The organism is Streptomyces sp. NPDC003943, assembly GCF_053605265.1.
Map to the genome: position 1 here is coordinate 43,833 of NZ_JBSGIW010000027.1, position 21,996 is coordinate 65,828.

Sequence of the window (21,996 nt, forward strand, 5' to 3'; positions counted from 1 at the left end):
GCCAGGTCCCACCGGACCGGCGGGGCGGGCGGCGCTCGTCGCGACCCTGCCCCACCCCTCCCCCCGCCCCTGTATCGGGACCGGACATTCCTCGGGGTCGCCCTCTCCTCACGGGCCGTCACTCCGTGCCAGACTCTGCGCCGATCGTTCCCCCAGGCGATCCGTAACCCCCTGAACGGCTTACGGAAGGATCGCGTACGTGAAAAAGATTGTCGTGGGCATGACCCTAGGGTCGGCGCTCACCGCCCTCCTCGCCGCGGGGCTCACCCCCGCCGCCGCGCAGGAGGCCCGGGACCCGGCCACCGGCCCCGCCGCCGCCCCCGCGGCGCGGCCGGACAACCGGCCCGGACCGCTCACGAGGCAGCGCACCCAGCTGCGCGAGAAGGCGATCGACCTGATCGCCAAGGGCAAGGCGAAGGCGAACGCCAAGGGAGTCGTCCAGGTCGCGCCCGGAAAGTTCGTCGAGACGACGACCACCACCGCCGTCCGCCAGGAGAAGATCTTCACGATCCTCTCCGAGTTCGGCGACCAGAGCGCCGGCAAGTACGGCACGGTCCCCGGCCCGCTGCACAACCGGATCCCGCAGCCGGACCGCACCACCGACAACTCCAACGCCTGGACGGCCGACTTCTCCAAGGCGTACTACGAGAACAGGTTCAACGGCTCCGGCGAGTCGATGAAGACCTACTACGAGAACCTGTCCAACGGGCGCTACTCGGTGGGCAACACCGTCGAGGACTGGGTCAAGGTCCCCTACAACGAGTCCTACTACGGCGACAACGCCGTCGAGGACAAGGGCGGCTCCTGGGCCTTCATCCAGGACACCGGCGACGCCTGGTGGAACGCCCAGCTCGCGGCCGGCAAGACGCCCGCCGAGATCGACGCGTACCTCGCCCAGTTCGACGTCTGGGACCGCAACGACTACGACCACGACGGCAACTTCGACGAGCCCGACGGCTACATCGACCACTTCCAGGCCGTCCACGCCGGCATGGGCGAGGACGCCGGCGGCGGCGCGCAGGGCGAGGACGCCATCTGGTCGCACCGCTGGTACGTCAACGGCGACGCCTACGGCCTGACCGGCCCCGACGTCTCCGGCAGCCAGAACAAGCAGGGCGGCGCCCGCATCGGACAGTCGAAGTACTGGCTCGGCGACTACACCACCGAGGGCGAGAACGGCGGACTCGGCGTCTTCTGCCACGAGTTCGGCCACGACCTCGGCCTGCCGGACTACTACGACACCGACGGCGGCGAGAACTCCACCGCCTTCTGGACCCTCATGAGCTCCGGCTCCTGGCTCAGCCACGGCGCCGCCGCGAACGAGGGCATCGGCACCCACCCGGGCCTGATGGGCGCCGAGGAGAAGCTGTTCCTCGGCTGGCTGGACTACGCCGACGCGCCGCTCGGCGCCTCCGGCACGTACACCCTGAACCCCGCCCAGCTGCAGGTCACCGGCAAGAAGCAGGCCCTCCGGGTCGCGCTCCCCGACAAGACCAGCAGCACCGTCTACGCGACGCCCGCCTCGGGCACGCACGCCTGGTGGACCGGCTCGGCCGACGGCCTCAACCAGTCCCTCACCCGCTCGGTGCCCGCCGCCCCGCGCGTGACCGTCAAGGCGAGCGCCTGGTACGAGATCGAGGCCGACTTCGACTACCTCTTCGCCGAGTACTCCCTCGACGGCGGCGCCACCTGGCAGCGCGCCGGCGCGTCCGTCTCCGGCTCCTCCGGCGGCAAGTGGACCACCCTGCGCTACTCCTACGACGCCCAGGGCAAGCCGTCCCTCTTCCGCTTCCGCTACCAGAGCGACGGCGGCGTGCACTTCGCGGGCTCGTTCCTCGACGACCTCACGCTGTCCTCCGGCGGCACCACGCTGCTGACCGACGACGTCGAACAGGGCGCGAACGGCTGGACCGCGCAGGGCCTGTGGAAGATCTCCACCGGCACCGAGACGGCCACCTCGCCGCGCTACTACCTGGTGGAGAACCGCGAGTACGTCGGCAGCGACAAGCTGCTCGCCGAGGGCCCGTACCAGTTCAGCAAGGGCATCACCGCCCCCGACTGGGTGGAGTTCTTCAAGTACCAGAACGGCATGCTGGTCTGGTACGTCGACCGCTCCTACGACGACAACAACGTCAGCGCCCACCCGGGCGGCGGCGCGTCGATGGTCGTGGACGCCCGCCCGGCCCCGTTCCGCTACGACGACGGCACCGCGCCCAGCAACCGCCGCCAGCCCTTCGACGCCACCTTCGGCCTGGAGCCCACCGACGCCACCTGCCTCCACAAGGAGGTCCTGACCGGCAAGGGCGGCAACCAGACCGTCGAGACGAAGGCCGCCTGCGCCCCGTCCGTCCCCGGCATCCCGGTCTTCGACGACACCGACCCGAACGCCTACTACGACCCGACGGCCCCCCAGGCCAGCGTGAAGGTCGCGGGCCACGGCGTGAAGGTCACGGTCACCGGCGACGCGGGCGACGACCTGACGGTGAACGTGGTCAATCCGGCCTCCTGACGACACCGCTATGACGAGGGGCCCCGGACCGGGGCCCCTCTGTCATGCCGCCAGCTCGCGGGCCAGCCCCGCCAGGAACTCCACCACCGCCGCCGGCCCCGCCACCGTGAGGTCGGCGCGGTCGGCGAGGTCGGGGACGGCCCGGGCTTCGGCGGCGGAGCAGACGAGGAGGCCGGGGGTGCCGTCGGAGCGGAGCTTCTCCACGGCGGCGTAGGCGGGCAGGTCGCCGAGGTCGTCGCCCGCGTAGAGGACGGAGGAGGCGCCGATCTCGCGGACGTAGTCGGCGAGGGCGACGCCCTTGTCCATGCCCGGGGGGCGGAGCTCGAGGACCAGGCGGCCGGGTTCGAGGACGAGGCCGTGGGCGGCGGCGAGGTCGGCGAGGGGGCCCTTGAGGGCCTCGTAGGCGCCGTCGGGGTCGGCGGCGCGGCGGGTGTGGACGGCGACCGCGCGGCCCTTCTCCTCGATCCAGATGCCGGGCCAGGCGCCGAGCCGGTCGAGGTAGCCGGGCAGCTCGGCGCGGACCGTGGCGACGCCCGGGTGCGGGGCGGCGGCGTGGACGGTGCCGGTGACGGCGTCCCAGCGCTCGGCGCCGTAGTGGCCGAGGACGACCAGGTGCTCCAGGCCGGGGACGCCGGCGAAGCCCCCGTACCGTACGGCCACTCCGGCGGGCCGGCCGGTGATCACGGCGACGGCGGCCACCCGCGGGGCGAGGGCGGCGAGCGCGGGCACGGCGCCGGGGTGGGCGCGGGCGCGCTCGGGGTCGGGGACGATGTCGGCGAGCGTCCCGTCGAAGTCGAGTGCCACGACGGCCTTCTCGGGCCGCGCGAGGAGCGCGGCGAGTCCGTCGCGGCCGGCGGCTGTGGTCGGGTGCGGAGGGCTGCTGACCATGTTTCCGACCCTACCCAGGGATCCCCGTCCCGTCAGCGGGGCGAAGGGGCGAAGGCGCGGCCGGGCCGGGGCTCAGCGGCGCTCCGCGCGCTCGGCCCGCACCCGGCGCAGCCGGTTCACGGTCACCGGGTCGTGGGCGAGGGCGCGCGGGTCGTCGAGGAGGGCGTTGAGCAGCTGGTAGTAGCGGGTGGCGGAGAGGCCGAGCTGTTCGCGCACCGCCCGTTCCTTGGCGCCGGGGCCGGGCCAGGAGCGGCGCTCCATGGCCAGGACGGCCCGCTCCCGCTCCCCGAGCTCCCCGAGTTCACTGGTCATACTGACCAACTTATGCCGCGCCGTTCACTCCGCGCTCTCCGCCGTCGTGGCCTCGCGCGCGAGCCGGCCGAGGACCTCCGAGGGCTTGGCGTCCGGCTCGACCGCCTTGCCGATCCCGGCCTTGACGCTGCCGCTGACCTGCGCCCAGGAGGTCTTGCCGACGGGCGGCAGCTGGGAGTCGGGCAGCGCCTCCAGGAACTCGCGCAGGTCCTCGTGCTCCGGGTCGGACTGCATGGCGAGGGAGGCGGTGATGGTGGCGGGCAGCAGGTCGTTGTCGCCCGCGAAGCGCAGCACGTTCTCGTCGCTGAAGACGAAGTCGAGGAAGGCGCCGATCTCCTTGCGGTGGCCGTTCTGCTTGAAGCCCATGATCCAGTCGGCGACGCCCATGGTGGCCTTGGCCTTGCCGTCGCTGCCGGGCAGGGCGATCTTGCCGACCTTGACGCCCTGCTTCTCGGCCTCCTGCATGAGGGACGGGTGGCCGTTGAGCATGCCGACCTCGCCGCGCGCGAAGGCGGCGAAGGCCTCCTTGCGGTTGAGCTTGCCGGGGGCGACGGGGCCGGTGAGGCCTTCGGCGACGAGGTGGGTGCGCAGCCAGTCGAAGGTGCGGACGTTCGCCTCGGCGTCGAGCTTGTAGCGGTCGGTGCCGTCGGTGTAGCCGCCGCCCCCGCTGAGCAGCCACATCATGGTCTCGGCCTGGGCCTCCTCGGGGCCGAGCGGGAGCGCGAAGGGGTAGGTGACGCCCTTCTTCTTCAGCTTCCCGGCGGCGGTCGCGAGCTCGTCCCAGGTGGTCGGCGGCTCGTCGATGCCGGCCTTCTCGAACAGCTCCTTGTTGTAGAAGAGCAGCCGGGTGGAGGCGACGAAGGGCATGCCGTACTGGGTGCGCTTGTACTCGCCGGCGGAGACGAGCGGGGCGAGGAAGTTGGCCTGCACGGGGATGGAGAGCAGCTGGTCGGCGGCGTAGAGCTTGTCGGCGGCCGCGTAGTCGGCGTAGGCGCCGATCTGCGCGAGGTCGGGGGCCTGCCCGGCCTCGACCAGCTCGGCGACCTTGCGGTCGACGTCGTTCCAGGACTCGATCTGGACCTGGACCTTCACGCCGGGGTTCTTCGCCTCGAAGGCGGCGACGAGGCCGGCCCAGTACTTCCTGGTGGTGTCGCCGCCGGTCAGGTCGTAGTCGGCGGCCACCAGCTTGAGGGTGACGTCGCCGTCGCCGCCGGTGAGGCCGGAGCAGCCGGTGAGGCCGGCCGTCAGGCCGAGTGCTCCGGCCGCCGCGGCCAGTCCCAGGAATCGTCGCCGCTGCACAGCCGTAACCCACCCTTTGCTCATCGTCGAGGCAATGTTCGGCCGCAAGTTTCTCGCGGGTAGGCACCGGAGGTCTACACCACTTGCGTATCGCTTCTGCAACGCAGGGAGGAGCCGCCGCACGCTGCGGCCAGGGATTTGTATCCGCGCGCAACAATCCTCCACAGTGGACTAGACCTTTCGATCCCTACACGCGAGACTGTTCCCGTGAGACACGTCATCGCCCTCGATGTGGGCGGCACCGGCATGAAGGCCGCCCTCGTCGGGGCGGACGGCACCCTGCTCCACGAGGCGCGGCGGGCCACCGGACGCGAACGCGGCCCCGAGGCCGTCGTGGAGACGATCCTGGGCTTCGCCGAGGAGCTGCGCGCGCTGGGCCAGGAGCGGTACGGCCGGCCCGCCGCGGCCGCCGGCGTCGCCGTGCCCGGCATCGTCGACGCCGCGAACGGCATCGCCGTCTACGCCGCCAACCTCGGCTGGCGCGACGTCCCCATGCGCGCCCTGCTCAGCGAGCGCCTCGGCGGCATCCCCGTCGCCCTCGGCCACGACGTGCGCACCGGCGGCCTCGCCGAGGGCCGCATCGGCGCCGGCAACGGCGCCGACCGCTTCCTCTTCGTCCCCCTCGGCACCGGCATCGCGGGCGCCATCGGCATCGGCAGCGCCATCGAGGCCGGCGCCCACGGCTACGCCGGCGAGATCGGCCACATCGTGGTCCGCCCCGGCGGTACGGAGTGCGGCTGCGGCCAGCGCGGCTGCCTGGAGCGGTACGCCTCCGCCTCCGCCGTCTCGCTCGCCTGGGCCGCCGCCTCCGGCGACCCGGCCGCCGACGCCGCCGACTGCGCCAAGGCCGTCGAGTCCGGCGACCCGGCCGCCGTAAGGGTCTGGCAGGACGCCGTCGACGCCCTCGCCGACGGCCTGGTCACGGCCCTCACCCTGCTGGACCCCCGCACGCTCATCATCGGTGGCGGTCTCGCCGAAGCAGGGGAAACGTTGTTCACACCCCTTCGGGCCGCCGTGGAGGAGCGCGTCACGTTCCAGAAGCTGCCCGCCATCGTCCCGGCGGCCCTCGGGGACACCGCCGGATGCCTGGGCGCGGGCCTCCTCGCCTGGGACCTGATCGCCCACTCACCGGCCTCGTCCGCCGACTCGGAGGTATCCGCCTGATGGCCGTTTCCACAGTTCTCGCCGGGGCCCGCGTGGTGCTGCCGACCGGAGTCGTCGAGAACGGACGAGTGATCGTCGAGAACGGCCGCGTCGTGGATGGGGGTACCTCCCTGCTCGAGCGAAGCCGAGAGCTTGGGGGAGCCCCTGCCGAAGCCCCCACGGTCGACCTCTCCGGCCACTGGCTCGTGCCCGGCTTCGTCGACCTGCACAACCACGGCGGCGGCGGCGCGTCCTTCACCTCCGGCACCATCGACGAGGTCCTCCACGGCGTCCGCACCCACCGGCTGCACGGCACGACCACCGTCGTCGCCTCCTTCGTCACCGGCGACATGGACTTCCTCACCGCCCGCGCGGGCCTGCTCTCCGAGCTCGCCGAGCAGGGCGACATCGCCGGCATCCACTTCGAGGGCCCCTTCATCTCCCCGTGCCGCAAGGGCGCCCACGACGAGACCCTGCTGCGCGACCCCGAGCCGGCCGAGGTCCGCAAGCTCGTCGACGCGGCCCGCGGCCAGGCCCGCATGGTCACCCTCGCCACCGAACTGCCCGGCGGCCTCGACTCCGTACGGCTGCTCGCCGAGCACGGCGTGATCGCCGCGATCGGCCACACGGACGCCACGTACGAGCAGACGCGGGCGGCCATCGACGCCGGCGCCACCGTCGCCACCCACCTCTACAACGCGATGCCCGGCCTCGGCCACCGCGCGCCCGGCCCCGTCGCCGCGCTCCTGGAGGACGAGCGGGTCACCGTCGAGCTCATCAACGACGGCACCCACCTGCACCCGGCCGCCCTGGAGCTGGCCTTCCACCACGCCGGCCCGGAGCGCGTCGCCTTCATCACCGACGCCATGGACGCGGCCGGCTTCGGCGACGGCCGCTACATGCTCGGCCCGCTGGAGGTCGAGGTGAAGGACAGCGTGGCGCGACTCGTCGAGGGCGGCTCCATCGCGGGCTCCACCCTGACGCTCGACCGGGCGTTCAAGCGCGCGGTGACCATCGACGGACTGCCCGTCGAGTCCGTCGTCCAGGCCGTCTCCGCCAACCCGGCGAAGCTGCTCGGCATGTACGACCGGGTGGGCTCCCTGGAGGCCGGCAAGGACGCCGACATCGTCGTCCTCGACGCGGAGTTCGAGGTCAGGGGCGTGATGCGCAAGGGCGAGTGGCTGGTCGATCCCCGAGTGCGCTGAGGGGCCTCGGGGGTGTCCCCCCGGAAGGCACAGCGGCACGACGTGCGGCAGGTTGTCTCAAGGCGGTTGGTCCCGGGTCTGGGCCAACCGCCTTCTGTTTGGCATGATCGGGGCGCCAAGACAGCCGGTGAACAGCCGGGACGACACGACAGGGGTGGACCAGGTGATCCTCACAGTCACCCTCAACACGGCACTCGACCTCACCTACCGGGTGCCCGCCCTCGTCCCGCACGCCTCCCACCGCGTCACCCAGGTCATCGAACGCCCCGGCGGCAAGGGCCTGAACGTCGCCCGCGTGCTCGCCGCGCTCGGCCACGAGACCGTCGTCACCGGCTTCGCCGGCGGCCCCACCGGTGACGTGCTGCGCGGCCTGCTCGCCGCCACCGCCGCCGACCTGCCCGGCCGGGTCCGCGACGCCCTGGTGCCGACCCGCGGCGCCACCCGCCGCACCGTCGCCGTCGTCGACGCCGCCAGCGGCGACACCACCCAGCTCAACGAACCCGGCCCGGCCATCACCCCCGCCGAATGGGCCGCGTTCACCGCCCGCTTCACCGAACTCCTCGCCGGCGCCCGGGCGGTGGCCCTGTGCGGCAGCCTCCCGCCGGGCATCCACGTCGGCGCCTACGCCGAACTCGTCCGGCTCGCCCGCGCCGCCGGCGTCCCCGTACTGCTCGACACCAGCGGCGAACCGCTGCGCCGCGGCATCGCCGCCCGCCCCGACATCGTCAAGCCCAACGCCGAGGAACTCGCCCAGCTCACCGGCTCCCGCGAACCCCACCGCGCCACCCGCGACGCGCGCCGCCGCGGCGCCCACGCGGTCGTCACCTCGCTCGGCCCCGAGGGCCTGCTCGCCGCCACCCCCGACGGCCTCTGGCAGGCGGCCCCGCCCGCCCCCGTCCAGGGCAACCCGACCGGCGCGGGCGACTCGGCCGTCGCCGCGCTCCTCGCCGGTCTCGTCGACGGCGCCGACTGGCCCACCCGCCTCACCCACGCCGTCGCCCTGTCCGCGGCGACCGTACTCTCCCCGGTCGCGGGCGAGTTCGACGAGACGGCGTACGAGGCCCTGCTCCCCCGCGTCAGGCTGCACGAGCCGGCGACGGCGGCGTAGCCCGGTCGGCCGAGGACGACGAAGGCCCCGGAGGCGACGCGCGCCTCCGGGGCCTCAGGGCCTGATCCCGGCTCAGCCGGTGCGGATCTCCAGCCAGTCGAAGATCGCGTTGCACTGGTTGCCCTGCTCGCACGACAACTTGATCGTGTTCATGCCCTCCTTGAGGGTCACCGGCGCCCAGGTGGTCTGCCAGTTCTTCTCCAGGTTCGGGTCCGAGGAGTGGACGAAGTTCTTCAGGCCTATCGGGTTGCTGTTCGCCTCGTCGTTGACCGTCAGGGTCGCGTTCGCGTCCACGGCGGGAATCGCGTAGCGCACGTACAGCCGGTAGCTGCCGGCCGTCGTCACGTTCGCCTGCCAGGTCACCGAGGAGCCGATCGCGTTGAACCCGGTGACGTAGGCGCCGTCCGCGCCCTCCGCGCCCTTGATGTCCTTGGCGAGCGCCGCCGAACCGCCCAGCTTCAGCGTCGCCGCGTCCTGCTTCGGCAGCTCCTGCGGGGCCTGCGAGGAGGGGCTCGGGTCGGTCGAGGGGGACTCGGAGACCTGGGTCGGGGAGCCCGTCGGCGTGCCGTTCGCGCCCGTGGTGGCGTTCTCGTCACCGGTGTTGGTGATCACGGCCGCGGCGATGCCGATCACGACGACCGCGAGGACCGCCACCGCGCCGATGAGCAGGCCCTTGGTGTTGGGGCCGCGGCCGGAGCCACCGCGCCCGGCCGGGACCGGCGGTGTCGGACGGGTCGGGGAGCCGCCGGGGTAGGTCTCGGGGGCCGCGTACTGCGGGTGCGGCTGGCCGTAGCCGCCCGGCTGCTGCCCGTACGCCTGCTGCTGCGGCACGTGCGCCTGGGCGGCGTGCGCGTGGCCGCCGTACTGACGCTCGCCGACCGCGCGGACCTGGTTGTACGAGGTGCGGGGAACGCCCGGCTGTGCCGCCGGACCCGGGTAGCCGTAACCGCCGCCCTGAGGCGGCTGGGCTCCCGCCGCCTGTCCGTCCGCGTACAGATAACCGAACGGATCGTCGTCCTCGGGCGTCTTCGCGCCGTCGTTACCGGCAGCCATCCGGGTCTCACTCCTTTTCCCTGCTCGCCAGCCGTCGCCGACCGGCCGAGCCTACCTCGAACGGCCCTCCGGCCGGTCTGGTGGCGTGTGTACGAGCGGTGAACGAACCCGCGGCGCGGTGTTCGGCGGACTCTCAACCGGCCCTGCGGTGCACCTTCGAGCGCGACCGCTTCTCGATGTACATCCGCTGGTCGGCGCTGTTCAGGACCTCTTCCACCGTCATGCCGCACTCCGCCCAGCCGATGCCGAAGCTGGCCCCGACGCGCACGGCCCGCCCGTCCACCCGGATCGGCGGGATGATCGCGTTGCGCAGCCGCACGGCGAGGTCGGCGGCGTCGGCCGCGCCCAGGCCGTCGGCGAGGACGACGAACTCGTCGCCGCCGAGCCGGGCGACCGTGTCCCCGTCCCGTACGCCCGTGGTGAGCCGGCGGGCGACCTCGATGAGGACGGCGTCGCCGGTGTGGTGGCCGAAGCGGTCGTTGATCGACTTGAAGCCGTCGAGGTCGCAGAAGAGGACGGCGAGGCCCTTGGTCCCGTCGTCGACCTCGCCGCCGGTGGGGGCGACGGTGTGCACGTGGTGGTCGTACGCGCCGCCGGCGCCGCCGACCGGGGAGAAGCCGAAACCGTGCTCGTGGTCGTACCCGTAGTCCGTCCCGTAGTCGTTCCCGTACTCGGACCCGTGCTCGCCGTCGTGAGCGGGCTCGTACACGGCCTCGCGCGGTCCGGGGGCGGTGTCGCCCGCGCCGGCGAAGGGGCGCTCGCAGATCCGGGCGGAGAGCCGGGAGCGGAGCTCGGCGCTGTTGGGGAGGCCGGTGAGGGCGTCGTGCGAGGCGCGGTGGGCGAGCTGGAGCTCGTGCCGCTTGCGCTCCTCGATGTCCTCGACGTGGGTGAGGAGGAAGCGGGGGCCGTCGGCGGTGTCGGCGACGACGGAGTTGCGGAGGGACACCCAGACGTAGGTGCCGTCGCGGCGGGCGAGGCGCAGCTCGGCCCGGCCGCCCTCGGCGGAGGTGCGGAGCAGGGTGCCTATGTCCTCGGGGTGGACGAGGTCGGCGAAGCTGTAGCGGCGCATGACGGAGGCGGGGCGGCCGAGAAGCCGGCACAGGGCGTCGTTGGTGCGGAGGAGGCGGCCGTGCTGGTCGCCGCCCATCTCGGCGATGGCCATGCCGGAGGGCGCGTACTCGAACGCCTGCCGGAAGGACTCCTCGCTGGCCCGCAGGGCCTGCTGCTCGCGCTCCAGACGGATGAGGGCGCGCTGCATGTTGGAGCGCAGGCGCGCGTTGCTGATCGCGATGGCGGCCTGGGAGGCGTACATCTGGAGCGCCTCGCAGCCCCAGGGGCCGGGGTGGCGGCCGTTGCGCGGGCGGTCGACGGAGATGACGCCGAGCAGCTCGCGGCCGGAGCCCGCGCCGGAGCCTCCGGAGCCGCCCGGGTGGGAGGTGCGCACGCTGGGCGCGTACATCGGCGCGTAGAGCCGGTCGTGCGGGTGCCACTCGTCCTCGAAGCGGGGGGCGGGGCCCTCGGTGTGCCACTGCGGGACGTCGTCCTCGATGAGCACCCAGCCCTCGGTGTGCGGGATGAAGCGCAGGTCGCCCCACGCCTCGCCCATGGCGAGGCGGCGGTCCCAGGAGGCGCGGGAGCCGACCCGGCCGGTGATCAGGGCCTCGGCGGCGGGGCTGCCGGCGAACGCCGACACGACCAGGTCGCCGTCGGGGCGCACGAGGTTGACGCAGGCCAGCTCATAGTTGAGCCCGTTGACGATGCCGTCGGCGACGGCCTGCACGGTGTCCGCCAGGCTGCGGGCGGTGTTGAGGTCCGCCACGACCTGATGCAGCTGCCGCAGGGTCGCAAGACGGACGTACGGCTCCGACTCGGTCTCCATCGCTCGCTCTCCCCGAGACCTCGACAGCTGACTCCAGGGTTCTCATCGGCTCATCGGCTACGTGGTGCAGTGTTCCCGCCACTGAATCACAGCGAGCTGTGCACCCGGTACACAGGGTCAACAATTAGCGCCCTCTGTGACTCAAGTCACATGCCTCCACGGGGCCCCGGTCCTAGGACCCACGAGGGAACGCCGCTGGTCCCGGGGCCCGATGCGGCGGGCGTCCGGCCCGGACTAGCGTGCGAGTGTGCTGCAGAAGACGCCCATGCTCGGGGCCCCCACCGTCGACCTGGCCATCCCTCATGCTGAGGGGGTGAGCAACGACGCGTTCAAGGCCGCCATGGCCCGCCTCGCGGCGGGCGTCGTCCTGGTGACGGCCCACGACCCGGAGGACGGCCCGCACGGCGAGGACGTCGGCATGACCGCCACCGCCTTCCTGTCGGTCTCCCTCGACCCGCCGCTCGTCCTGGTCAGCCTGCGCAACGGCTCCCGCATGGACGACGTGTTGACCGAGGTGCCGGTCTGGGCGGTCTCGCTGCTCGCCGAGAGCCAGCGGCACGTCGCCGGCCGCTTCGCCATGAAGGGCCGGGTCAGCGACCGGCTGCTCTTCGCCGACGTGCCGTACACCCGCGGCCCGCACAGCAACGCGCCCCTGATGGGCGGCGCGCTCGCCACCCTCGAATGCCGTACGGAGAGCCGCGTCGTCGCCGGCGACCACACCCTCGTCATCGGCCGCGTGCTCGCCACGACGCTGCCGTCGGCGGAGGGCAGTCCCCTGACGTACTTCAAGGGCCGCTACCGGACGCTGGGCTGACCGACGCGCCCCTGCGGGGCCGGGCGCTCCGTCAGCCCCAGTCCTTCGCCTGGCGCCCGCGCTTCGTCTCCGCCCGCTGCTTCTTCTCCCGCAGCCGCCGCTCGTTGATGCCGCGCGGGATCTTCGTCGGGCGGCGCGGCTTCGGGGGCGGGGCGGTGGCCTCGGCGAGCAGCGCGGCGAGACGCACGGCGGCGGTCTCGCGGTTGCGCCACTGGGAGCGGTGCTCGGAGGCGCGGACGGTGACGACACCGTTCACCAGGCGGCCGGCGAGCCGCTCCAGGGCGCGCGCCTTCCACACCTCGGGCAGGGCGTCCGTCGCCGCCAGGTCGAAGCTCAGCTCCACCTTCGAGTCGGAGGTGTTGACGTGCTGGCCGCCGGGCCCGGACGACCGCGAGAAACGCCACAGGAGCTCGGCCTCGGGAAGCGAGACGGAGCCGCGGATCGGATAGGGACCGGACATGTCATCCATGTTCCCCGGACCCCGCCGGTGCGTCACTCTGTTTTCGCACGGGACCCGCCGTGGGAACCGCCCCGCCGCACCGTGCGTTATGGCAGGCGACGGCATCTCGCGGTGCCGACCGCAGTGCCGAAGAAACCTCAGAAAGGGACTTCCCATGGCTGTAAGCCTCTCCAAGGGCGGCAACGTCTCCCTGACCAAGGAGGCCCCGGGCCTCACCGCCGTCACCGTGGGCCTCGGCTGGGACGTCCGTACGACCACGGGCACCGACTTCGACCTCGACGCCTCCGCCATCGGCGTCGACGCCACCGGCAAGGTCGTCTCCGACGGCCACTTCGTCTTCTTCAACAACAAGTCGACGCCGGACCAGACCATCGTCCACACCGGTGACAACCGCACCGGCGAGGGCGGCGGCGACGACGAGCAGATCAACGTCAACCTGGCGGGCCTCCCGGCCGGCGTCGACAAGATCGTCTTCCCGGTCTCCATCTACGACGCGGTCAACCGCGCGCAGAACTTCGGCCAGGTCCGCAACGCGTACATCCGCATCGTCAACCAGGCCGGCGGCGCCGAGATCGCCCGCTACGACCTGTCGGAGGACGCCGCCGTCGAGACCGCCATGGTCTTCGGCGAGCTGTACCGCAACGGTGCCGAGTGGAAGTTCCGCGCGGTCGGCCAGGGTTACGCCTCCGGCCTGGAGGGCATCGCCCGCGACTTCGGCGTCAACATCTGACGTACGGCCGGCAGGTCACGCGACAGAGCCCCGGCCCGTCCGGGGCTCTACGCTTTCCCGGTGATCGTCGAACCCCTGTCCGCGAAGGACCCGCGCGACATCCCCGGCCCGCTGCTCACCGAACTCACCGGCCTCTACGCCTCCAACCACGAGTTCCAGCAGCTCAGCGGCGACTTCCCGGACCCCGGCCACATCACCCCCGAGCAGGTCGCCGCTGCCCTCGCCGACGAGCTCGCGCAGCCCACCGCCGAGGTGCTGCTCGCCCGCTCCGAGGGCCGCCTGGTCGCCGTCGCGGTCACCCTCGGCCGGCACCCCGACCCGGTCCAGGCGGACCCGTGGCTCGGCCTGTTGATGGTGCACGCCGAGGAGCAGCGCGCCGGGTACGGGCGCCGGCTCGCCGCGTACGTCGAGGAGAGCTTCCGCTCCGAGGGCCGGCAGGGCCTGCGGCTCGCCGTGCTGGAGAACAACCCGCGGGCGCTCGCCTTCTGGACCTCGCTCGGTTACGAGGAGACCGCGCGCCGCCCGGACCTGGCGCACGGCCGCCCGTGCATCGTGATGCGCAAGGCCCTCTGAGCCCTCTGAGCACTCTCAGCCCTCTGACGCCCGATCACGGCTTGGCGGGCTTCTCGTCCCCGTACAGCCACACGTTCCACACGTCCGACAGGTCCTCGCCCGCCACCGACTCCGCGTACTTCGTGAAGTCCTCGGTGGTGGCGTTGCCGTAGCGGTGCTTGGCGGGCCAGCCCGCGAGGATCTCGTAGAAGACGTCGTCGCCGACCTTCTGCCGGATCTTGTGCAGCACCATCGCGCCCCGCTGGTACACGGGCGCCGAGAACAGGTCCTCGGCGGTGGGCGGCGCGGCCGGCGGGAAGGCCCAGGCGTCGTCGTTCGCGAACGCCTTCTCGAAGTTCTTCTGCGCCGGGTTGTGCTGGAAGTCCTCCTCGTACAGCCACTCCCCGTACGTCGCGAAACCCTCGTTCAGCCAGATGTCCTTCCAGCTCGCGGGCGTCACGGAGTCGCCGTACCACTGGTGCACCAACTCGTGGACGAGCGTGCCCTCCTCGAAGGAGGAGACCGGGAAGATGGGCCGGCCCTGGGTCTCCAGGGCGTAGCCGAGGTCGCTGTCGCGCTCGACGATCGCGCCGGCGGCGGCGAAGGGGTACGGGCCGAAGTTCTGCTGCTCCCAGTCCAGGATCTGCGGGATCTTCGCGCGCAGCGCGGCGCTCTTCGCGGCGACGGACGGGTCGGCGGCGGTGAGGACCGGCACCTTGGCCTTGCCGAGGGCGGCGGTCGTGGTCGACGTGTCGAAGTGGCCGATCGCGAGCGTCGCGAGATAGCTCGCCATGGGCTCGGCGGCGTGCCAGACGGAGGTCGTGGTGCGGCCGTCGGCGCTCTTGCGCTCGGAGGTCAGCACGCCGTTGGAGACGGCCTGGAGGCCCGCCGGGACGGTGACGGTGATGTCGTACGACGCCTTGTCGGACGGGTGGTGGTTGCCGGGGAACCAGGCCATGGAGCCGGTCGGTTCGCCGACCGCGACGGCCCCGTCGGCCGTCTTGAGCCAGCCCTCCTCGGAGCCGTCCGAGTCGGTGATGGTCTTCGGCACGCCGGCGTACGTGACGGTCGCGACGAACCGCTTGCCGGCGTCGATGTCGTCGCGCGGGCGCAGCGTCAGCTCGTTCCCGGCCCGGTTGACGGCGGCGGGCGCGCCGTCGACGGTCGCCTCGCGCACGGTGAGCCCGTCGAGGTCCAGGTTGAAGGCGCTGAGGTCCTGGGTGGCCCGCGCGGTGATCTCGGCGCGGCCGTCGAGCCGGCCGGTGGCGGGGTCGTACGACAGCGTGAGCCCGTAATGGCTCACGTCGTAGCCGCCGTTGCCGAGCTTGGGGAACAACGGGTCGCGCAGCCCGGCCGCACCGGGCGTGCCCTGCACTCCCCCGCCGCCCGCGCCGCTGCCGGTGCACCCGGCGGCGAGCAGGGCGAAGGCGACGGCCACGGCTCCGGCCCGGACTCGGCTGCGCGTATTCACGAACCGATCCTAAACAGACGTACGAACACATCGGCGTACGAACACAAGTGGGTGTGAGCAGAACGACGGCGCCCGGCGGGGAACCGGGCGCCGTCGCGTATGGGCGGCGTCAGTCGTCGAGGGACGCCACGCCCGCCTGGGCGAACTTCTCGTCCAGGTCGCCGGAGGGCGCACCGGCCACGCCGATGCCGGCGATCGGGGCGCCGCCCGCGGTCACCGGGGCGCCGCCGGCGAGGAAGAGGGTGCCCGGGATGTCCTTCAGGTTGGGGGCGGTGACGAGCCGGCCGGCGAGGACGGAGGTCGGGGCGTTCCAGGAGACGGCGGTGAACGCCTTCCTGACGGCCGACTCGTAGGACTGCGGGCCGGCGCCGTCGCCGCGCAGCGTCACGATGGTGTTGCCGTTGCGGTCGACGACGGCGACGGAGACGCGCTGGTTCTCCTTCTCGGCGGCCTTCAGGGTGGCCTGCGCGGCCTTGGTGGCGGCGTCGATCGTCAGGTGGGTGCTCTGGCGCAGGTTGTCGTTGTCCGCGTCGGCCTTGGCGACGACCGCGGCGGGGGCGGCCTGCGGGGCGGTGGCGTTCGCGGAGACGGCGCCGAAGGTGCCGGCCGCGAGGACGACGGCGGCGGTGGTGCCGAGGAGGAACTTCTTCTTCATGGCGGTCTCCTGAGGGTCCGGGGGGCGAGGAAGGACGTTGTTCCGTTCGCTCTGCATCGATCCTCCGCCCGGATCCGGCGCCGACCGGTCCGCGTTCCGGCTGCCCTCGGCGCGCATAGTGGTGGACAGGGAGGTCAGCCGATCGGTTGATGCCGGCCTGGTCCCGCCGGGCCAGGATGGACACGTATACCCAGGTCAGACGCGTAACGCAGGCAGCGGAGAAGGTGGACGATGGAACGGGACCCGGACGCCCGCTGGCTGGCGCGGGTCATGCACGTCGCCTTCTTCCTCCTCCTCGGCGCCTCGCTCGCCCGCTTCCTGCTGCGCCACCCCTGGGAGGAGCGCAGCCCCTGGATCGTCGCGCTGTCCGGCGCGCTCGCCGCCCTCTACCTCCTCGGTCCCGTCCTCGGCACCCGCGCCACCCCGCGCCGGATCGCCTGGCTGGGCACGGTCGTGGCCGTGTGGATGGTCCTGGTGGTGCTCGCGCCGAGCTTCGCCTGGTGCGCGGTGCCGCTCTTCTACACGGGCCTGCGCACCCTGCCGCCGCGCGCCGCGCTCGGCCTGGTCGCGCTGCTCACCGTGTTCGTCGTGACGGCGCAGGTGCAGCTCTCGCACGGCGGCTTCGACCCGAACCTGGTGATCGCCCCGCCCGCCGTCGCCGCCATCGCGACCGCCGTCTTCGTGCACGCCGAGCGGCAGGCCGACCGGCAGCGGGCGCTCATCGAGGACCTCATCCGCACCCGCCGCGAGCTGGCCGCGACCGAGCGCCGCGAGGGCACACTGGCCGAGCGGCAGCGCCTTTCGATGGAGATCCACGACACGCTCGCGCAGGGCCTGTCGAGCCAGCAGATGCTGCTCCAGGCCGCCGACCGCACCTGGGACAGCGACCCGGGGACCGCCCGGCGCCACGTCCGCACGGCCGAGTCGATCGCCGACCGCAACCTCGCCGAGGCCCGCCGCTTCGTGCACGACCTGGCCCCGGCCGACCTGGCCGAGGGCGGCGGCCTGGAGGAGGCGCTGCGCGGGCTCGCCACCCGCGAGACCGGCGCCGGCCTTGAGGTGCGCTGCCACGTCGACGGCACCCCGGAGCGGCCGCTGCCCGACCGGGTCCAGTCGGCGCTGCTCCGCATCGCGCAGGGCGCCCTCGCGAACATCCGCGAGCACGCCGGCGCCACCTCCGCCGCGCTCACCCTCACCTACCTCGACGACCAGGTCGTCCTGGACGTCGCCGACGACGGCCGCGGTTTCGACCCGGACCGGTCACCGGCCTCGGAGGGCGTACGAGGGCACGGACTGCCCGCGATGCGGGTGCGCGCGCAGCAGCTGGGCGGCACGCTGACGATCGAGTCCACCCCGGGCGAGGGCACCGTGCTCTCCGCCGCGATCCCGCTGGAGGTACGTCCGTGACGCCCGCGACGCCCGCGACCGAGCCCGCCCGCGAGCCCGTCCGCATCCTGCTCTGCGACGACCACGCCGTCGTACGCGCCGGTCTGCTCGCCCTGCTCGGCAGCGCGCCCGGCATCGAGGTGGTCGGGGAGGCGGGCAGCGGCGAGGAGGCGGTCGCGATGGCCGCCCACCTGCGGCCGGACGTGGTCCTGATGGACCTCCAGCTCGGCGCGGGCATCGACGGCGTCGAGGCCACCCGCCGGATCGCGCCGACCGGGGTGCACGTGCTCGTCCTCACCACGTACGACACGGACGCCGACATCACCCGGGCGATCGAGGCGGGCGCCACCGGCTACCTGCTGAAGGCCGAGCGGCCCGAGGAACTGTTCGCGGCGATCCGCTCCGCCGCCCAGGGCCGCACGACGCTGTCGCCGCCGGTCGCCAGCCGGGTCATGGACCGGATGCGGGGCGCCGCCCGGCCCACCCTGACCGACCGGGAGCGCGACATCCTCGGCCAGCTGGCGCACGGCCTCGGCAACCGCGAGATCGCCCGCGCGCTGTTCATCAGCGAGGCGACGGTCAAGACCCACCTGGGCCGGATCTACGCGAAGCTCGGCGTCGACACGCGGGCCGGCGCCGTGGCGGTGGCGAAGGAACAGCGCTTGCTCCCCTAGGCCGCCAGGGGCTGCTACTGTGCGCTTCCGTCCCAGCGCACACTGTCACGCCCCCGTGGGAGCCCACGTGAAGATCACCATCGTCGGCGGCGGGCCCGGCGGCCTGTACTTCTCGATCCTGATGAAGCGCCAGGACCCCTCCCACGAGATCACCCTGTACGAGCGGAACCCGGCCGGCTCCACCTATGGCTGGGGCGTCACCTACTGGGCCGGGCTCCTCGACAAGCTGCGCGCCGGCGACCCGGAGTCGGCGCAGGCGATCGCCGCCGCGTCCGTCACCTGGACCGACGGCGTGGCCATCGTCCGCGACGAGCGCACCGTGCACCGCGGCGACGCCGGCTTCGGCATCGGCCGCCGGAGGATGCTGAACCTGCTCGCCGACCGGGCCCGCGAGCTGGGCGTACGGGTCGAGTACGAGCACGCCGTCAGCGGCCCGGACGCCCCCGAGCTGGCCGGCGCCGACCTGGTCGTGGCCGCCGACGGCGTGAACAGCGCGCTGCGCGAGGCGCACGCGGACCGCTTCGGCGCCGAGGTCACCGCCGGCCGCAACCACTACGTGTGGCTGGGCACGACCAAGGTCTTCGACTCCTTCAGCTTCGCCTTCAAGGAGACCGAGCACGGCTGGATCTGGTGCTACGCGTACGGCTTCAGCGGCGAGCAGTCGACCTGTGTGGTGGAGTGCGCGCCGGACACCTGGACCGGCCTGGGGCTCGACCGGACGAACGAGGCCGACAGCCTGCGGCTCCTGGAGAAGCTCTTCGCCGACCTGCTGGACGGCGAGCCGCTGATCGGCCGCGAGCAGCACGGCGGCGGCGCCCCGGCCCAGTGGCTGAACTTCCGCACCCTGACCACCCGGACCTGGCACCACGGCAACACCGTCCTCCTCGGCGACGCCGCCCACACCACCCACTACTCCATCGGCGCGGGCACCACCCTGGCCCTGGAGGACGCCCTGGCGCTGGCCGCCGCCCTGCGGACCGGCGCCGACAACCTGCCGGCCGCCCTCACCGCGTACGGCCGCAGGCGCCGCGCCGAGCTGGTCTCGGCCCAGAGCGCGGCCCGCTACAGCGCCCAGTGGTACGAGAACCTGCCCCGCTACATGCGCCTGGAGCCGGCCCGGATGTTCGCCCTCCTCGGCCAGCGCCACTCCCCCCTGCTCCCCCACATCCCGCCGCAGCTCTACTACCACCTCGACCACGCCGCCGGCCGCCTGGAGGCCCTCCGCCGCCTCAAGCGCTGGCTGGGCCCGCGCCTGGCCAGGGCGGCACACCGGGGCTGAGGACCGGGAGGACGGCGGGCGCGACGACCGGTGGGCACCGGGCATGGGACCATCGACCCGTGCTCGACATCGGCTACTCGCTCTCCCGCCGCTTCCCCGACCCGCCGCAGACGGACTACCGCCGCGCGGACGTCCACGCGCTGCGCCACGACCTGTTCTGCGGCGACGTGTACCTCGCGGACACGGAGAAGGACCAGGAGGTGTCCACAGCCTGGGGATGGGTGCCGGTGCTCGACTTCGCGTGGGCGCTGTGCGACATCGTCGAGCAGCTCGACCGCGACCCGCGCGGCAGCCGCGCCGCGCAGCCGCAGTACGCGGAGCTCGACTTCACCGAGTCCTCCGACGTCATGATCTTCGAGCGCCGCTTCGGCTGGGTGGACGTCGAAGCCGACTGGATGCCGGGCGACGAACCGCCGCTCACCTTCGGCCACGCCCAACTGCGCCGCGAGGCCCGCGACTTCCTGCACGACCTGATCGCCGACCTCGTCGACATGCACGAGGGCCTGGCCGACAACCCGGTCGTGTGGGACCTCCAGGCCCGCTTCCCCCGCGTGCCCTGACCGGAACCGTCTACACGTCCTCCACCCGCACCCCCAACTGCGCCGCGAACACCGGCGCCAGGTCGAGCAGCTGCGCCGTGGAGATCACGGCCCCGGCCAGCGCGTCGACCCCGCGCGCGATCTCCAGGCGCTGCACCGTGCGCAGGTCCACGTCCTTCAGCCGCGCCCCGCTGAAGTCCGCCCCGACCAGCACGCAGTCCCGGAACTCCACCCGCTCCAGGCTCGCGCCCCCGAAGTCGGGCTCGCTCAGCACGCACCCGTCGAAGACGACGTCCTTCAGCTTCGCCTTCCGCAGATTCAGATAGTCCGCCTTCCCTCCCCTCACCCACACCCGCTCCAGCACCGCCCCGTGCAGCTGCGTCCCGCCGAGCCGCGCGTCCACGACCTCCACGTCCCGCAGCTGCGCCTCCGCGAGGTCCGTGCCCACGCCCCGCACCCCGTCGAGCACCGAGTCGAGGAAACGCGCCGCCGTCAGCCGCGCCTCGTCGAGCGCGCACTCGCGCAGGGCGCAGTCCAGGAACCGCGCCCCCTGGCCGTCCTGGCCGGCCAGGTCGAGACCGGTGAGCTCCAGGCCGTCGTAGTCCCCGTCGGGCTCCAGGCCGCCTTCGTACGCCTCCAGCTCCGGCAGCCGGACCTCGGGCCGGCGCACCGCCGGAACGGGCTTCCTCTTCCTCGTACTCGTCATGCCGCCCATCGTGACGCACGCCACTGACAACGCCCCGGTCCCGATGTCACGAACCCGGCCCCGCCGCCCGTCCCATGCGTGAACCCCGGCACCGAGCCGGGCGCACGAGGGAGTCGGAAAGATGCGGAACATCACCATCGTCGGCGGCGGCTTCGCCGGACTCACCGCCGCCGTCACCGCCGCCGAGGCGGGCGCCCGGGTCACCCTGCACGAGGCGCACCACGCCCTCGGCGGCCGGGCCCGCACCGCCGAGGGCCCGTACCTGACCAACGAGGGCCCGCACGCGATCTACAGCGGCGGCCCGCACTGGACCTGGCTCAAGCAGCGCGGCCTGCTCGGCCCGCTCGCCCCGCTGCCCGCGCTCGACGCCGCGAAGCTCCGCTTCCACCACAAGGGCGCGCTGCGCCGCATCCCGCCGTTCGGCTTCCTGCGCCAGTCCTTCCGCAAGGCCGAGCAGGCGCCGGTGGACGTCGACTTCCGCACCTGGGCGACCGGGATCGCCGGGCCGGCGGCGGCGGAGGCGGCGGCCGCGTACAGCGGGGTCGCGCTCTACCACCACGACCCGGGCGCGCTGTCGGCCCGCTTCGTGCAGGAGCGCCTGCACCGGGCCACGTCGGTCCCGGCCGAGGCGCACTTCGTGAAGGGCGGCTGGGGCCGGCTGATCGAGCGGATGACGGCGCGCGCCGTGGAGCTGGGCGTACGGATCGAGACCTCGTCGCGCGTCGACAGCCTGGCCGACCTGCCGACCGCCGAGGGCCCCGTGATCGTCGCGACCTCCCTGCCGGCCGCCGCCCGGCTGCTCGGCGACGCGTCGCTGACCTGGGACTCGGGCCGTACGGTCCTCTTCGACCTGGCCGTACGCACCCGGAAGGGCGACCCGTTCGCGATCTCGGACCTCGACGCGCCCGGCTGGGTGGAACGGTTCACCACCCAGGACCCGACCCTCGCCCCGGCCGGCGAGCAGCTGATCCAGGGGCAGCTCCCGATCGGCCCCGGCGAGTCGAAGGCGGACGGCGTCGCGCACGCCGAGCGGCTGCTCGACCTGGGCTTCGCGGGCTGGCGCGAGCGCACGCTGTGGCGGCGCGAGGCCGTCTCCAACGGGCGTACGGGCGCGGTCGACCGCCCCGGCACCACCTGGCGCGACCGCCCGGCGATCGACCGGGGCGACGGCGTGTACCTGGCGGGCGACCAGGTGGCGGCGCCGGGGGTGCTGGTGGAGGTGTCGTTCACGAGCGCGGTGGAGGCGGTGTCGCTGGCGCTGCGGAACGCGCGGCTGAGGGAGAACCTGGGGCGGCTTGACCTCAAGCGCGCTTGAGGTCGAAGGCTGTTCGCGA

General features: G+C 73.2%; 21 protein-coding genes. 12 read left to right on the forward strand and 9 right to left on the reverse strand.

Translation table 11 applies throughout. The annotated features are described in order from the left end of the window. Window positions 1-220 precede the first annotated feature (220 nt). Entirely contained in the window at window positions 221-2,509 is a 2,289-nt protein-coding gene (locus ACWEV0_RS14245; protein WP_453149505.1) for an immune inhibitor A domain-containing protein, read from the forward strand. 42 nt (window positions 2,510-2,551) lie between these two features. Here the strand turns inward: ACWEV0_RS14245 and otsB are convergent, their stop codons facing one another. The 3 genes from otsB to ACWEV0_RS14260 all read right to left on the reverse strand — a co-directional run bounded on the left by otsB (window position 2,552) and on the right by ACWEV0_RS14260 (window position 5,032). Continuing rightward, window positions 2,552-3,397: a trehalose-phosphatase gene (otsB, locus tag ACWEV0_RS14250; RefSeq protein WP_453149507.1), complete on the reverse strand. Its 846-nt coding sequence runs from the start codon at window positions 3,395-3,397 to the stop codon at window positions 2,552-2,554. 72 nt (window positions 3,398-3,469) lie between these two features. Then, on the reverse strand, window positions 3,470-3,709 hold the full coding sequence (locus ACWEV0_RS14255; protein WP_403799771.1) for a DUF3263 domain-containing protein: 240 nt from the start codon (window positions 3,707-3,709) through the stop codon (window positions 3,470-3,472). A 24-nt stretch (window positions 3,710-3,733) separates the two neighbouring features. Further along, the gene (locus ACWEV0_RS14260; RefSeq protein WP_453149509.1) at window positions 3,734-5,032 is read right to left on the reverse strand and encodes an extracellular solute-binding protein; all 1,299 of its coding nucleotides are present in this window, start codon (window positions 5,030-5,032) and stop codon (window positions 3,734-3,736) included. A gap of 183 nt (window positions 5,033-5,215) precedes the next feature. On the opposite strand from ACWEV0_RS14260, the gene ACWEV0_RS14265 reads away from it, so the two are divergent. The 3 genes from ACWEV0_RS14265 (at window position 5,216) to ACWEV0_RS14275 (ending at window position 8,464) form a co-directional block, all read left to right on the forward strand. Beyond that, on the forward strand, window positions 5,216-6,172 hold the full coding sequence (locus tag ACWEV0_RS14265; protein WP_453149511.1) for an ROK family protein: 957 nt from the start codon (window positions 5,216-5,218) through the stop codon (window positions 6,170-6,172). Then, the gene (nagA, locus tag ACWEV0_RS14270) at window positions 6,172-7,356 is read left to right on the forward strand and encodes an N-acetylglucosamine-6-phosphate deacetylase (RefSeq protein ID WP_453149512.1); all 1,185 of its coding nucleotides are present in this window, start codon (window positions 6,172-6,174) and stop codon (window positions 7,354-7,356) included. Before ACWEV0_RS14265 ends, nagA begins: the two co-directional genes overlap by 1 nt. Before the next feature lie 163 nt (window positions 7,357-7,519). Beyond that, on the forward strand, window positions 7,520-8,464 hold the full coding sequence (locus ACWEV0_RS14275; RefSeq protein ID WP_453149514.1) for a 1-phosphofructokinase family hexose kinase: 945 nt from the start codon (window positions 7,520-7,522) through the stop codon (window positions 8,462-8,464). 72 nt (window positions 8,465-8,536) lie between these two features. Here ACWEV0_RS14275 and ACWEV0_RS14280 read toward each other — a convergent pair whose 3' ends face one another. Both ACWEV0_RS14280 and cdgB read right to left on the reverse strand, forming a co-directional pair. Then, the gene (locus ACWEV0_RS14280) at window positions 8,537-9,517 is read right to left on the reverse strand and encodes a CBM35 domain-containing protein (RefSeq protein WP_453149515.1); all 981 of its coding nucleotides are present in this window, start codon (window positions 9,515-9,517) and stop codon (window positions 8,537-8,539) included. Between the two features lie 133 nt (window positions 9,518-9,650). Further along, window positions 9,651-11,396, reverse strand: a complete 1,746-nt coding sequence (cdgB, locus tag ACWEV0_RS14285) for a diguanylate cyclase CdgB (RefSeq protein ID WP_453149517.1) — start codon at window positions 11,394-11,396, stop codon at window positions 9,651-9,653. Between the two features lie 265 nt (window positions 11,397-11,661). Between cdgB and ACWEV0_RS14290 the strand changes: the two genes are divergently transcribed. Further along, window positions 11,662-12,210: a flavin reductase family protein gene (locus ACWEV0_RS14290; RefSeq protein ID WP_453149559.1), complete on the forward strand. Its 549-nt coding sequence runs from the start codon at window positions 11,662-11,664 to the stop codon at window positions 12,208-12,210. Between the two features lie 31 nt (window positions 12,211-12,241). On the opposite strand, the gene arfB is transcribed toward ACWEV0_RS14290, so the two are convergent. Next, window positions 12,242-12,679, reverse strand: coding sequence for an alternative ribosome rescue aminoacyl-tRNA hydrolase ArfB (arfB, locus tag ACWEV0_RS14295; RefSeq protein WP_453149519.1), 438 nt, complete (start codon window positions 12,677-12,679; stop codon window positions 12,242-12,244). Window positions 12,680-12,824: 145 nt separating this feature from the next. Between arfB and ACWEV0_RS14300 the strand changes: the two genes are divergently transcribed. Then, window positions 12,825-13,400, forward strand: a complete 576-nt coding sequence (locus tag ACWEV0_RS14300; RefSeq protein ID WP_403799794.1) for a TerD family protein — start codon at window positions 12,825-12,827, stop codon at window positions 13,398-13,400. Between the two features lie 60 nt (window positions 13,401-13,460). Continuing rightward, entirely contained in the window at window positions 13,461-13,973 is a 513-nt protein-coding gene (locus ACWEV0_RS14305) for a GNAT family N-acetyltransferase (RefSeq protein ID WP_453149522.1), read from the forward strand. A 34-nt stretch (window positions 13,974-14,007) separates the two neighbouring features. Here ACWEV0_RS14305 and ACWEV0_RS14310 read toward each other — a convergent pair whose 3' ends face one another. Further along, window positions 14,008-15,423, reverse strand: a complete 1,416-nt coding sequence (locus ACWEV0_RS14310) for a M1 family metallopeptidase (protein WP_453149524.1) — start codon at window positions 15,421-15,423, stop codon at window positions 14,008-14,010. A gap of 109 nt (window positions 15,424-15,532) precedes the next feature. Beyond that, the gene (locus ACWEV0_RS14315) at window positions 15,533-16,078 is read right to left on the reverse strand and encodes a GlcG/HbpS family heme-binding protein (RefSeq protein WP_453149526.1); all 546 of its coding nucleotides are present in this window, start codon (window positions 16,076-16,078) and stop codon (window positions 15,533-15,535) included. Between the two features lie 231 nt (window positions 16,079-16,309). On the opposite strand from ACWEV0_RS14315, the gene ACWEV0_RS14320 reads away from it, so the two are divergent. The 4 genes from ACWEV0_RS14320 (at window position 16,310) to ACWEV0_RS14335 (ending at window position 19,977) form a co-directional block, all read left to right on the forward strand. Then, window positions 16,310-17,485, forward strand: a complete 1,176-nt coding sequence (locus ACWEV0_RS14320) for a sensor histidine kinase (RefSeq protein ID WP_453149528.1) — start codon at window positions 16,310-16,312, stop codon at window positions 17,483-17,485. Beyond that, window positions 17,482-18,138: a response regulator gene (locus tag ACWEV0_RS14325; RefSeq protein WP_453149530.1), complete on the forward strand. Its 657-nt coding sequence runs from the start codon at window positions 17,482-17,484 to the stop codon at window positions 18,136-18,138. Before ACWEV0_RS14320 ends, ACWEV0_RS14325 begins: the two co-directional genes overlap by 4 nt. A gap of 67 nt (window positions 18,139-18,205) precedes the next feature. Beyond that, the gene (locus ACWEV0_RS14330) at window positions 18,206-19,417 is read left to right on the forward strand and encodes an FAD-dependent monooxygenase (protein ID WP_453149532.1); all 1,212 of its coding nucleotides are present in this window, start codon (window positions 18,206-18,208) and stop codon (window positions 19,415-19,417) included. A 59-nt stretch (window positions 19,418-19,476) separates the two neighbouring features. Further along, window positions 19,477-19,977 carry a hypothetical protein gene (locus tag ACWEV0_RS14335; protein WP_453149534.1) on the forward strand — a complete coding sequence of 167 codons (501 nt, stop codon included), beginning with the start codon at window positions 19,477-19,479 and terminating at the stop codon, window positions 19,975-19,977. A gap of 10 nt (window positions 19,978-19,987) precedes the next feature. Here ACWEV0_RS14335 and ACWEV0_RS14340 read toward each other — a convergent pair whose 3' ends face one another. Beyond that, window positions 19,988-20,662, reverse strand: a complete 675-nt coding sequence (locus tag ACWEV0_RS14340) for a pentapeptide repeat-containing protein (protein WP_453149536.1) — start codon at window positions 20,660-20,662, stop codon at window positions 19,988-19,990. Between the two features lie 121 nt (window positions 20,663-20,783). Between ACWEV0_RS14340 and ACWEV0_RS14345 the strand changes: the two genes are divergently transcribed. After that, window positions 20,784-21,977: an FAD-dependent oxidoreductase gene (locus tag ACWEV0_RS14345; RefSeq protein ID WP_453149538.1), complete on the forward strand. Its 1,194-nt coding sequence runs from the start codon at window positions 20,784-20,786 to the stop codon at window positions 21,975-21,977. The last annotated feature ends 19 nt before the right edge of the window (window positions 21,978-21,996 follow it).